The organism is Micromonospora sp. MH33, from assembly GCF_003013775.1.
Classification (GTDB): domain Bacteria; phylum Actinomycetota; class Actinomycetes; order Mycobacteriales; family Micromonosporaceae; genus Micromonospora; species Micromonospora fulviviridis.
Map to the genome: position 1 here is coordinate 1 of NZ_MUYZ01000063.1, position 12,486 is coordinate 12,486.

At 70.3% G+C, this 12,486-nt stretch carries 10 protein-coding genes and 2 pseudogenes; 2 read left to right on the top strand and 10 right to left on the bottom strand.

Features of this window, described 5'->3' with window-relative positions:
* From B0E53_RS12810 to B0E53_RS12820, 3 genes and pseudogenes are all read right to left on the bottom strand, one after another.
* Positions 1-1,555, bottom strand: a 1,555-nt coding sequence (locus tag B0E53_RS12810) for an NAD(P)/FAD-dependent oxidoreductase (protein ID WP_107076292.1), incomplete at its 3' end; no start/stop codon positions are given.
* Positions 1,556-2,040: 485 nt separating this feature from the next.
* Positions 2,041-2,427 (bottom strand): MerR family transcriptional regulator, encoded by a 387-nt coding sequence (locus tag B0E53_RS12815; RefSeq protein WP_246835379.1) that lies wholly within the window; start codon positions 2,425-2,427, stop codon positions 2,041-2,043.
* Between the two features lie 65 nt (positions 2,428-2,492).
* A pseudogene (locus B0E53_RS12820) lies at positions 2,493-3,993 on the bottom strand (SulP family inorganic anion transporter).
* A 518-nt stretch (positions 3,994-4,511) separates the two neighbouring features.
* Here B0E53_RS12820 and B0E53_RS12825 point away from each other — a divergent pair.
* Positions 4,512-4,829, top strand: a complete 318-nt coding sequence (locus B0E53_RS12825; protein ID WP_107076270.1) for a hypothetical protein — start codon at positions 4,512-4,514, stop codon at positions 4,827-4,829.
* Between the two features lie 269 nt (positions 4,830-5,098).
* Here the strand turns inward: B0E53_RS12825 and B0E53_RS12830 are convergent, their stop codons facing one another.
* The 7 genes from B0E53_RS12830 to B0E53_RS12860 all read right to left on the bottom strand — a co-directional run bounded on the left by B0E53_RS12830 (position 5,099) and on the right by B0E53_RS12860 (position 11,036).
* Positions 5,099-6,172 (bottom strand): ParB/Srx family N-terminal domain-containing protein, encoded by a 1,074-nt coding sequence (locus tag B0E53_RS12830; RefSeq protein WP_107076271.1) that lies wholly within the window; start codon positions 6,170-6,172, stop codon positions 5,099-5,101.
* A 275-nt stretch (positions 6,173-6,447) separates the two neighbouring features.
* Entirely contained in the window at positions 6,448-6,735 is a 288-nt protein-coding gene (locus B0E53_RS12835) for a PRC-barrel domain-containing protein (RefSeq protein WP_107076272.1), read from the bottom strand.
* Positions 6,725-7,096, bottom strand: coding sequence for a hypothetical protein (locus B0E53_RS12840; protein ID WP_107076273.1), 372 nt, complete (start codon positions 7,094-7,096; stop codon positions 6,725-6,727). Before B0E53_RS12840 ends, B0E53_RS12835 begins: the two co-directional genes overlap by 11 nt.
* A gap of 1 nt (position 7,097) precedes the next feature.
* Complete coding sequence (locus B0E53_RS12845; RefSeq protein WP_246835377.1) at positions 7,098-8,396, bottom strand: divalent metal cation transporter; 1,299 nt, start codon at positions 8,394-8,396, stop codon at positions 7,098-7,100.
* A complete protein-coding gene (locus tag B0E53_RS12850) occupies positions 8,393-8,842 on the bottom strand; it encodes a hypothetical protein (RefSeq protein WP_146167658.1) in 450 nt (149 codons plus the stop codon). The genes B0E53_RS12845 and B0E53_RS12850 overlap by 4 nt, the downstream gene beginning before the upstream one ends.
* 667 nt (positions 8,843-9,509) lie before the next feature.
* Positions 9,510-9,890 (bottom strand): YccF domain-containing protein, encoded by a 381-nt coding sequence (locus B0E53_RS12855; RefSeq protein WP_107076276.1) that lies wholly within the window; start codon positions 9,888-9,890, stop codon positions 9,510-9,512.
* Between the two features lie 96 nt (positions 9,891-9,986).
* Positions 9,987-11,036 (bottom strand): cation transporter, encoded by a 1,050-nt coding sequence (locus B0E53_RS12860; RefSeq protein ID WP_107076277.1) that lies wholly within the window; start codon positions 11,034-11,036, stop codon positions 9,987-9,989.
* Positions 11,037-11,162: 126 nt separating this feature from the next.
* Here B0E53_RS12860 and B0E53_RS12865 point away from each other — a divergent pair.
* Positions 11,163-12,483, top strand: a pseudogene (locus B0E53_RS12865) (hemolysin family protein).
* The last annotated feature ends 3 nt before the right edge of the window (positions 12,484-12,486 follow it).

The window sequence follows — 12,486 nt, forward strand, 5'->3', positions numbered from 1 at the left end:
CCGCCGCCGCACGCAGCCGCCCGCGCCCGGCGTGCAGCAGCGCCGCCTTGGCCGCGTTGGCGCCCGGACCGCCATGCACCCCGCCGCCGGGGTGCGCGCCGGCGCTGCCCAGATAGAGCCCGCTAACCGGGGTCTCCGCCCGGCCGAGGCCGGGCAGCGGCCGGAAGACCAACTCCTGGTAGAGCTTGGTGGTGCCGCCGTTGATCGCCCCACCGACAAGGTTGCCATCGGCGGCCACGAGGTCGCCGGGCGTCTGCACCACCCGGTTCAGCACCCGGTCCCGGAAGCCGGGGGCGTGCCGCTCCAGCAGGTCCTCCACCGCCTCGATCTGCCGCCGCACCACCTCGGTGTCGCCCGCGATGCCGCGCGGCAGGTGCGTGTACGCCCACACCACCTCGGTGCCTGTCGGGGACCGGGTGGGATCGGCGGTGGTCATCTGGCCGAGCAGCAGGAACGGCCGGCCGGGCCGGCGACCGTTGGCCAGGTCCGCCGCGTAGTCGGTCAACCCGTCGAGGTCGCCGCCGAGGTGCACGGTGCCGGCACGGGCGACCTCGGCCGCCGTCCAGGGGACCGGGCCGGACAGCGCCCAGTTCAGCTTCAGGGTGGCCGGGTCCCAGGCGAAGCGCCGCAGGTCGGAGCGGACCCGATCGGGCAGCCGGTCCGCGCCCACCAAATCCAGGTAGAGGGTGGGCACATCGACGTCGGCGACCACCGCCCGTCGGGCCAGCACCCGGCCCGCGCTGGTCTGCACGCCCCGGGCCCGGCCACCCACCACGATGATCTTCTCGACCCGTACCCCGCAGCGCAGCTCGCCGCCGGCCGCCCGCAAACGCTGGACCAGCGCCTCGACGAGCTTCCCCGAGCCACCCCGCGGGACCGGGAAGCCGAGCCGCTGACCCACCATGGTCATCAACCAGCCGAACAGGCCGCTCCCCGGCTCATCCGGCGATATGTCCGAGTGCAGCGCGGTGCCGGCGAGGAGCAGCCGGGCCCCATCGCCCCGGAACTGCTCCGACCCGAGCCGCCGTACCGGCAGCGTGGCGAAGCGGGCGGCGCGGACAGCCTCCGCCGGGCCCATCCGGGCCAGCAGGCGAGCGCCCGCGCGTACGGGTGGGAACGGGCTGAACAACGCGTCGAGCACGTCGTCGGCGTACCGGTCCCAGCGCTGGACGAGCGCCTCCCAGGCAGCGCCGTCGCCCGGCGCGAAACGTTCCACCGAGCCCGCCGTCTCGGACAGGTCGCGGGAGAGCACCACCGCCCGGTCGTCGGGGAGCAGGTGCGCCAGCGGCGCGGGGGCGTGGCTCCAGCGCAGGCCGTGCTCCTCCAGCCGCAACGCGCGCAGGACGGGAGACGCCGCGCCGAGCGGATAGAACGCGCTGAACAGGTCGGTGGTGAAGCCCGGCCCCAGCACCTCCGCCGACCTGACCGCGCCTCCGGGCGCGTCGTCGGCCTCCAGCACGAGGACGTGCCAGCCGGCGTCGGCCAGCAGGTTGGCGGCGACCAAACCGTTATGCCCCGCCCCGACGACAACCGCGTCGTACCCGTCGTTGCTCATCGCGCCTGTGCCTGCTGGTCACGCATGCTGCCCTGCCTTCCCGGAGCAGCAGCCCCGAAACGAGTGTCCCGCCGGCCCTCGCGTCAACGCTCGCCAGTCGACTCGTCGTCGGCATCTTCCGAATTCAGGCAGCGCTGGGGGGCGTTGGCGTGGCCGCCGGCCTCTGGACCGTCGCCGTTCCGCTGCTCGGGCACCGGCTCATCGTCGCACGGTGGGCCACCTGGCCGGGAAACGCCGGAGATCGGCCTCGCTCCGGTCGTGATCGTCGCGCTCTGCCGGCCTGGCTGGCTCGGCGCTGCTCGCACTCCTGGACCGGCTGCTGCCCCGATCATCCTCGGCGCCATGCACGTCGCGGTGGCTATCGTGCTGCTCCCGCCCACAACCTGCACCGCCACCCACCCCGTCCTCGCTACCGCGAGAGACAGCGACTGACCATCACCCCGACACACCCTGGATGGTTTATGGATAGTCGGCAGCGACGGTGCTCAAGCGGCCGGGCCGCCGTGGTACTCAAGTTTGTGGTGCAGCGTGTTGGCGAAGCCTTCGGCCATGGCCAGTTGGTCCCGGAGGACGGTGACGCGGGTGGCGGCGGCGGTGTGGAACAAGGCGAGCCGGCCGGGCAGGACGGCGCGGTCGGTGCCCGTGGCGATGTCGAGGGCGTCGAGGACGGTGAGGAGGTCGCGCATCTCGTCGAGAGTGAAGCCGAGGGGCTTCATCCGTTTGACGACGGCGAGGCGGTCGAGGTCGGGTTCGGTGTAGAGGCGGAAGCCGCCCTCGCTGCGGGCGGAGGGGACGATCAGGCCGGCTTCCTCATAGTGGCGGATGGTGCGGATGCTGAGACCGACCCGTTCTGCGGCCTCGCCGATCTGCATGAGGCGGCCGGTGGCCGGGCCGGAGGCGTGCTGCTCCGGCCCGGTGCCACGGCTGGTGGTGGCCATCAGTGGCCGACGCCGAGTTGGCCGGCGAGGGTGTCGTGGATGCGGGCGCTGGGACTGTTCAGCTCGACGATTTGGACATCCTTGCCGCGGGCAGCGTACTTCGTGGGTGATCGCGTCCAGGGCGGCCACGGAGGAGGCGTCCCAGACGTGGGCGTGGGTCATGTCGATCACCACGGTGTCGGGGTCGCCCGCGTAGTCGAACTGGCCGACGAGGTCGTTGCTGGAGGCGAAGAACAGCTCCCCGTGCACCGAGTAGATCCGGGTGGCGCCGTCGGGATCGAGCACGCTGGTGACCTCGACCAGGTGCGCGACCCGGCGGGCGAAGATGACCATGGCGGTAAGGACGCCGGCGACGACGCCGACGGCCAGGTTGTGGGTGGCCAGCGTGGTCGCCACGGTGGCCAGCATGACGATCGTCTCGCCGTAGGGCATCCGGTTGAGCGTGGCCGGTGCGACGGAGTGCCAGTCGAACGTCGACACGGCCACGATGATCATCACGGCGACCAGTGCGGCCATCGGGATCACCGCGACCACGTCGCCGAGCGCGACGACCAGAACCAGGAGGAACACACCGGCCAGGAAGGTGGAGAGCCGCGTACGGGCGCCGGACGCCTTCACGTTGATCATCGTTTGGCCGATCATGGCGCAGCCACCCATGCCGCCGAAGTGTCCGGTGACGATGTTGGCCACGCCCTGGCCCCAGGACTCGCGGGTCTTGCTGGAAGGGGTGTCCGTGATGTCGTCGACCAATTTCGCGGTCATCAGCGACTCCATCAGCCCCACCAGCGCGATCCCCAGGGCGTAGGGGGCGATCAGGGTGAGGGTGTCCAGGGTCCAGGGGATCTGCGGCAGCCCCAAGGTCGGCAGGCTGTCCGGCAGCGCGCCCTCGTCGCCCACCGTCGGCACCGCCACGTGCGCCGCTACCGCGACCACGGTCAGCATCACGATCGCGACCAGCGGCGCCGGGACGGCCCTGGTGAGCCGGGGGAATCCGACCATGATCGCCAGTGCGACGGCGACGAGGGGATAGACCAGCCACGGTACGCCGATTAGGTGCGGGACCTGGGCGGCGAAGATCAGGATCGCGAGGGCGTTGACGAAGCCGACCATGACGCTGCGCGGGATGAACCGCATCAGCTTCGCCACCCCGAGCACCGCAAGCAGGACCTGGATCGCGCCACCGAGTATCACCGCCGCGACCAGGTAATCCAGCCCGTGCTCCTTCGCCAACGGTGCCACCACGAGGGCGATCGCACCGGTGGCAGCGGAGATCATCGCCGGCCGGCCCCCGTAGAACGCGATGGTGACCGCCATGGTGAACGACGCGAACAGCCCCACGCGGGGATCGACCCCGGCCAGGATCGAGAAGCTGATCGCCTCCGGAATCAGCGCGAGGGCGACGACCAAGCCGGCGAGGACCTCGGTGCGGAACACCTTCGGTGACAGCCAGGACGGACGGGACAGTCGCGGCCGGTTGACCGCGGACAGCACAGAAGACATTCAGCCATTTCCACTCCGGCGCTTCTTGGACGCGCACAGTTCCAGCCCCGAATCAACGGGGCGCAGCTCTTCACAAATCAACGACAGTCGATTGAATGGCCCGAGGACGTCAGTTGCCTGGCAGTTCCGAGCGCGGCCCCCAACACGGTGTGAGCGGCTCGTCGCGCAACGGCGGAGGCCTGCCGGCAGCTGGCCGCGTCCCGATAGACGGCGGGGGACCTGGCGGTGACTCTGGGCCCCGGTCCGAGGAGCAGCCAGCGGAACTGCCCGTCCGCGCGGCGTGGTCGATTCGCAGCTGACCGTCAGCGTCGCGCAACCGGTGGACAGCGTTCTGCCAGGCCGCACGACCAACGCCGGGCGTCGCCGCTTGAGAGGCGAGCCACCGCCAACACGTCGGCGCCCGCGCCCGTGCCGCCTACCAGCCGCCATTGCCCCTCGTCGCCGTCATACTTGAGGGCAGCCCGTACCACTATCGCTGCCCCGTAGGCTGCAGCGGCCCGGTCTCAGCCGTCCGTCCCGTGCTGTTCACCCTCACCGGCACCACGGTGAGCGGTCCGGTATCGGTCGCCGGTGCGTACGGCGAGGTGGAGATCAGCGCGGGCAAGGTAACCGGGCCGGTGTCGCTGGTCGGCAACGGAGCCGGCGTCCGGGTCGACGCGGCGACGATGAACGGTCCGGTCACCCTCATCGGCAACACGGGCAGCCAGCCGGTGGTCGTCGCGGGGAACACCATCGCCGGCCCGCTGAGCTGCGCGCTCAACGATCCGGCCCCGATCAACGAGAGCCGGACGAACAGCGTCCGGGGCCCGGCCACCGGGCAGTGCGCGCGGCTGTAGCGCCTCGCTGACCCAACAAGGACACCTCCTCCCCGGCAACTGCTGGAGAGGAGGTGTCCCTATTGGCAGGGCGCCTCGTCAACATCCCGAAAGAGGCGCGTGCACCAGACCGCCCACGGTAGCGCCCAGGCGGTACGGCACCCTTCGGTCAACCGGTTCGCGTCGCGCGACTGATTCGCGTGTCGTCCGAATGCTCGTGGGTAACGGCGACGGGCGCCGAGCCTGTTCGCTCGGCGCCCGCTCGTGGTGTCCCGGGGGGGCAGGTCAGGTCAGGTCAGGTCGTGGGTGCGCTTGTACTCCAGGGCGTAGGCGAGCTTTCCGGGCTTGGTGTCCGAGTACGGTTTGCTGAGCTTGGCGAACTCGCCCTTGTCGGGGGCCTTGCCGTCGTTCCACTGGTTCAGCGCGCCGAGTTCGGTGGCGGTGAAGCCGCTGTCGACGATGCTGTCCTTGGGCAGGGCGGTCATTGCCTGGGTCTCGGCCTTGACGGTGGCCAGGTAGTTATCGAGGTCGTTCGGGTTCCAGCCGGTCAGGTCGACGGGTTTGGTGTCGCGGACCCAACTGCCCCAGTAGAACTCCTGGAACGGCAGCCCGTTCTGGGCGTATCCGATGTCGCGGCCGAAGTAGAGCAGGCTGCGGTACCTGTCGTTGGTGAAGTTACCCAGGCCGACGCTGGTGGGCAGTTTGTTGACGCTGACCGGGTTGCCGTCGGGGTCGCGCAGGTACACCCACTTGTGGGCCTGCATCTCGGCCCAGAAGTCCTGCCGGCTGAGGTTGCTCAGGTTCGCCTGCACCCGCAGCCGGACGTGCAGGTCGGCGCCGCCGTCCGGCGTTTCGATGAATGAGGTGAGGGTGTGGTGCCCGTCGGTGAGGAACGGCTCGCCATCGGGACCGATGACCACCGTCTTCATGGCGGCGATGCTGTCCGCCGTCTCCGCCCCGACTGGGAGTTGGCAGGTGAACGAGGACGGGTCGTCCAGGCGCGCGTCGGGCGTGGCGGCGACCGCGTCGATGCGGCCGTCGGCCTCGCACCAGTCGCTGAACCGCTTGTTGATGGTGTCCTTGCCGAGGGTGTAGCGGCCGAGCTTGTAGTAGACCTCGTCGTAGCCCAGGGACGGCTGGGTCGGGTGCACGTCGCCGATGCGCACGTCGAGCAGGTCATCGGACTGGGCGCACAGGTACTGGGCGAACGGGGTGCGGCGGTTGTCGTGGTCGCAGAACGACGGACGGGTGCCCGGCGAGCCGGGTGCCGCGACCGCGGCCGGCGCCGAGACGGCGACACCGGCGACCACGGCGAGCGCCGCCCCCAGCGCGGACACACGGCGGAACGGGGATCTGAAACGCATTAACATCTACTCCTTGCGCCAACTGGCGGGTCACCGCGACCGTGCCGGTGAACAACCAACAAGCGAGCTCACCACCATGGCCGACAGGAGAACCAGAGCTGAACGATGACGAGTCCGATGGCCATCCGCCTGCTGGAGTGACCTCGTGGCGCCGCGATATCGGCGTGGCGATGGGTGTGGGCGCCCAGCGGCCGAGCCCTGGGCACCCACACGCTTAATCCCTGCGGCGGTTACGTTCCTGCGTACTGCGCGCACTGCCTTGATGGCCGAGGCTGCTAAACGTGGGCGTCCGGCCAGGGCACGCGGGTGGTGTGTCGGCGCAGGATGATGCGCGCGAGGTGTTCGAGCAGCCAAGGCCCGACGGTTTCGTGGCGTTCGTAGCCGAGCAGGCGTCCCCACCGTCCCGCGGTGACGATCAGGGCGGTGACGCGTTCCCGGCCGTCGGTGTCGCGGGCGGTTTCGATGTCCGCGATGCGACCGATGATGCGGCCGTGGCGGTCGCGGACTTCCCGCCCGATCAGGGCGCCGGCATGCAGCGGAGATTCCGGCTGGTCAGCTGGCATCGGTGGCTCCGGGGATGGGGGCGATGAGGTGATCGCGTAGCCAGGTCTCCAGCGCCGGGTCGGGCAACACCTCCCGGCGTACGGAGAGGTTGACCGCGCTGTTCAGTTCGGCGACCAGGTCGTAGGGGATGCGGATGGGACCGCGGTGGCGGTCGGGTGCCAGTCGTCGGGCGGTGTCGGCCATCCAGCGGCCGAGGCTGCCGCCGATGCGTTGGCCGAGTGCCTGTTGTCCGACGAGCAGGGCTGCCACGTACGGGGTGCCGTCGTCGGTGAGGGCGAGTTCGACGTCGTCGACCTTGCCGACGGGTTCGCCGTCGCGGTCGAGGATCTGCCGGTCGAGCAGGTCGAAGCCGATCAGCATGTCAGCCGCCTCCCATCCGGGTAATGATCATGAGGGGGATCGCGGCGACCGCTGCGGCGAGCACGATCGCGAGGTAGATCAGGCCGAGGGTGTTGGCGAGGCGGCCGTTGACGCGTCGGCCGAGGTAGCCGCGGTCGTTGGCGACGATGAGGATCGGCAGGTAGGTCAGCGGTAGGGCCACGGCGCTGAACACCAGGGTGTACTCGGTGAGTTGGATCGGGTCGATGGTGGTCATCAGCGCCGCCACCCCGACGAGGATCGCGATCATGAGCATGGTGTGGAAGCGGGCGGCCTCGCGGGGTCGGCGCAGCTTGCCCCAGGCCCAGCCGAAGTACTGGGCGACGGTGTAGGCGCTGGACAGGCCGGTCTCCATCGCGGCGCCGAAGGTGGCGGCGAAGAAGCCGAGGATTGCCGCGGCCAGGCCCAACTTGCCCAGCGTGATCGCGGCGGGCATGGCTACCTGCGACAGCGAGTCGACCGACATCTGCAGCGGGTGGAACACGGTGGCGGCGGTGGCCATCAGCGCGAAGGCCAGCAGCCCGCCGAGGGGGAACCCGACGAAGACGTTCACCCGGGAGGTGAGCAGGTCCTTGCTGCTCCACCGTTCCTCGACTCCGCCGGAGGAGAAGAAGAACACCTCGTAGGGGGTCATCGCGGAGGCGAACAGCGCGACGGCGAAGAACCAGTAGGTGCCCCAGTCCTCGCCGGCGGGCGGGCCGGGGCGGGCGGCCTGCTGCCACAGCTGTCCGGCGTCGGGCTGCAGGCGGACAAGCGCGATCACGAACACGACCAACGCGAGGCCGGTGAGCCCGAACAGGTTCTCCAGCAGCGAGAACTTCGCCCGCCACAGCGCCACCCACAGCACAAGCCCGACCACGGGCACCCACAGCAGGTAGTCGACGCTGGTGGCCAGTTGCAGCGCCAGCCCGACACCGCCGATCTCCGCACCGAGCGTCAGAAAGGTGACGAGTAGGGAACCGGCGAGGTTGGCCAGGGCCACGCGCGGGCCGAGACGCTCACGAACGAGGTCGAACACCGGCCGTCCGCTCACCGCCGTGACCCGTCCGCTCATCTCGGCGTACGCGCAGATACCGATCACCCCGACGACGAGGACCCAGGCGTGGGAGATGCCGAACCGGGCGCCGGCTTCGGCGTTCGCGACGATGTCGCCGATGTCGACGAACCCGCCGATCGCGGTCAGCACTCCCAGGGCGATCGCCAGGATGCGCTTCGCGCCGCCCCCTCCCGCCGCCGGCGGGGTCTTCACCGGTCTGCCGGTCGTTGACGTGGCGGCGCTCACCGGTTGTCCTCGATCAACTCGTTCAACTGCTGCGCCGCGGCCTGCAGAGCCGCGCCGGCATGGCCCAGTGCGGAGTCGTCGCGTGCGGAGGCGGCGTCGGACAACGCGCGGGCGGCGGCCTCCACCAACGGGGCCAGGCGATCCCGCAACGCCCTGGACGCATCGTCGGGGGCTGCCTCGGTGCCCAGCTTCTTCTGCGCGCCCGCTACGGCCTTCATGGCGTCGTCGTAGGCGCTCACAGCGTACGTGGCGGTGAGGTGCTGGCGGCGTTGCTCGCGGGCGACCAGGACCCCGGTGGCGGCAGCGTCATGCGCCGAGCCGGCTACCTGCAGCACGGTCCGTAGGTAGCCGGACGCGTCCTGCGGCCGCGACACCTCATACGCCAGACCCGCCCACAGCACGAGCAGCGCCGCGACTGCGATCATCAAACGCTGGACACGTTTCACCCACGGCCTCCTACCCACACCGCGGCATGTGTCAATCATCGACTCACAAGCGCCTGCCGTCGTTGTGGCGGGAATCCACGCTGCCTTGTCGAATTCGCCCTTGTTGCTTCGCGTACCGCTGGGCTTATGGCTCTTCCTCTTCCACCTCCCGGTGGTCCTCCGGTGGTTGTCGTTCGTCGGGGTGGCGTCGAGTCCACTCGGCGACGGCCATCACCAGACCGATCACGGCGAGGACGACTCCGCCGAGGACCAGCCATCCCCTGTCGTAGGCGGGCGGGGCAAGACCGAGCGCGATGCCCGTGTGGGCGGCGGACGATGCGGCTCGTCGAGGGCGGACGGAGGCGGGTTGCTGGTCAGGAGTTCGGGTGGTCACAGCTGTCCTCACGTGGCGGTAACTGGGCAGGGGTGGTGGACGTCCGGCGCGACGGGGCGGATCACCACCGTGCTGGCAGGCGCGGCGTCGAGGTCGCAGCCCTGGCCGCAGCGGTGCCCCCTACGTTGCGCCTGCTCCCGGGCCGTGAGACCGGTGATGTCTTCGCCGTCGGGTGACCGCCGCTATGAGGTGTATCTTGTCGGTGTCCGGCTCGAGTGGTTCCCCCCGTGATCGCTCGTGCCGGACTTTGCGCTGTGCGCACCCGCGTCGGTCCGATTGTGGCGGGTCGTTGTTCTACGGTGCGTCGACGACGTCGCGTCCCAGGGGCCAGAACGCTGCCGGCACGAGCTTGAAGTTGGCGATGCCGAACGGGATGCCGATGATCGTGAGGCAGAGAGCGATGCCGGCGAGGATGTGGGACAGGGCCAGCCACCAGCCGGCGAGTACCACCCAGAGGATGTTGGCCAGTCCCGAGGCGATCCCGGCACCGGGTTTGGGGACGACGGTGCGGCCGAACGGCCACAGGGAGTAGACGGCCAGGCGTAGCGACGCGACGCCGAACGGGATCGTGATGATCAGGGCGAAGCAGATCAGCGCGGCGATGCCGTAGCAGGCGGCGAGCACGAGGCCGCCGCCGAAGATGAGCCAGAGCACGTTGAGCACGAACCGGATCATGTCTCTGAGCATGACCACCCGGCGCAACTTGGATGGAACTGCCCGACAGTGATCGGGTATGGCCGGCTGGGGAGGAAGTGCCGAGTGGGCGGGGGGTCAGCCGTGGGAGAGGGCGAGGATGACGGTCATGGCGGCGTAGCTGGCCAGTAGGAGCACTCCTTCGAAGCCGAGGCGGCCCCAGCCGCAGGTTTGGCGGATGAGTAGGCCGCCGAGCAGGGTGGCGGTCATGAACAGGCTGGTGGTGGTGGCGAGCAGTTCCTGGCTGCCGGCGGTGTGGTAGATCGATCCGGGCCGGTAGGCGAGGTCGCCGGCGACGAGGGTGAGGACGTCGAGGATGTTGCCGCCGAGGACGGCGGCGACGGCGAGGGTCACTGCGCCCCGGCGGACGGCGGCGATGGCGGTGACGGTTTCGGGGAGGGCGTTGACGACGCCCATGAGCACGCCGCCGACGAACCCGGCGGTGAGTCCGGTGATCTCGACGAGGCTCTCGGCGGCGAGGGCGACGACCCAGCCGCCCGTTGCGACGAGCAGGCCGACGATGGCGAACTGGCTCCACAGCCAGCCGGGGCGGTGCCGGTTGAGCGGGTTGTCGTTGTGCGGGACGTCGGGTCGGGTTTCGGCGGTGGCGATGGCCTGCCACATGGGTTGCGCGCCGGCTCGGCGGATGAGGACCAGCCCGCCGCCATAGGCGCCGACGATGACTGCGGACATGGGGTCGACGCCGGCGATGGTGGTTTGGGGGATGTAGCTGGCGAGCAGCGCGAGGGCGAGCAGGGCGATCAGGAGGCAGCCGGACAGGAGGTTGGACAGGGAGGCGGCGGCGTGTTCGAGGTTGGCGCGGCGGTGGAAGGCGTCGGCGACGGCGACGGCGGTGGTCTGGGCGGCGATGCCGCCGACGGCGTTGCTGTAGGCGAGGCCGGGTTGGTCGCTGCTGGCGGCGACGATGGTCATGATGATTCCGGACAGGCCGGTGACGATGCCGAAGAAGACCACGCCGAACAGGGCTTCGCCCCAGCCGGTGCGGTCGGCGAGGGCGTCGCCGAGTCCGGCCAGGCGGATGCTGCCGGCGACGGTGACCGCCCCGGCGAGGACGAACACCGCGATGCTCCACGCAAGCGGCCAGGGCGGGACAGTCAGGTTCGGCACTGGCGGCGGTTTCCCCGATCGTCGGCGGAAATGCCCCGATGTTCCCGGCCTGGAGCAAGGAGCGTGCCGGGTGCCGTTACGGTTGGTGTTCCGGAGGGTCCGGTCTAGGGAGGCGTCGAACAGGCCGTGGGCGGCTATGGCGTGCAGGTCACGCTGGTGTTCGTGTTCGTGTTCGTGTTGGTGAACGCGGTGTTCGCGGGCAGCGAGATGGCGTTGGTGTCGCTGCGGGAGAGCCAGTTGCAGCGTCTGGAGCGCACCTCGCGCGCCGGGCGGGTGCTGGCGAGGCTGACGCGGGACCCGAACCGCTTCCTGGCCACGATCCAGATCGGCATCACGCTGGCCGGTTTCCTCGCCTCGGCGGCGGCGGTGTCCCTCGCGGCGCCGCTGGTGAAGCCGCTGGGGTTCCTGGGGTCGGCGGCCGAGCCGGTGTCGATCGTGATCGTGACTATTCTGTTGACGTTTGTCACGCTGGTGTTGGGTGAGCTGGCGCCGAAGCGGATCGCGATGCAGCGCGCGGAGGGCTGGGCGCTGCTGGTCGCCCGGCCCTTGGACGCGTTGTCGGCGTTCTCCCGGCCGGCGGTGTGGCTGCTGGGCAAGGCCAGCGGTGGTGGTGCGGCTGACCGGCGGTGACCCTCGGGCGCGGCGGGAGGAGGTCACCACCGAGGAGATTCGGGACATGGTCGCCGCGCAGCGCAACCTCACCCCCGAACACCGGATGATCATCTCGGGGGCGTTCGAGGCCGCCGAGCGGATCCTTCGCGAGATCCTCGTCCCTCGCCGGGACGTGGTCACCCTGTCCGCGTCGCTGTCCGCGCCGCAGGCACTGCGGGAGCTGGGCAAGTCCGGGCAGACCCGCGCGCCCGTGGTCGGCCGCGGGGGTCTGGACGACACCGTCGGGGTGGTGCACCTGCGGGACCTGCTCGACCAGGAGGGCCCGGTCGCCGACCATGCCAGCCCTCCCGTCTATCTGCCGGAGACGTTGAGGGTGACCGAGGCGATCCGGGAACTGCGGTCGCAGCGGCAGCAGTTCGCCCTCATCGTGGACGAGCGGGGCTCCATCGACGGGATCGTGACGATGGAGGACTTGGTCGAGGAGATCGTCGGGGAGATCTACGACGAGACCGACCGGGACGTCCAAGCCGTCATCGAAGCTCCGGACGGGACGCTGCTGCTGCCCGGCGGGTTCCCGCTGCACGACCTGCCCGACGTCGGTATCGATCTCGACCTGGACGCCCTCGAGGTCGGGGATTACACGACAGTCGCCGGTCTGGTTCTGGCTCACCTTGGCCACATTCCGAAGACGACGGGGGAGACCGTGCGGCTGCCGGGCTTCATCGCGGAGGTGGCGGAGGTGATCGGGCGGGCGATCACCCGAATCCGCCTCCGGCCCAGTTCCGGCGAAGGCGGCGAGGCCGCCGGCGCGAGCGGGGACCGGAGCGCTCCCTGAGGC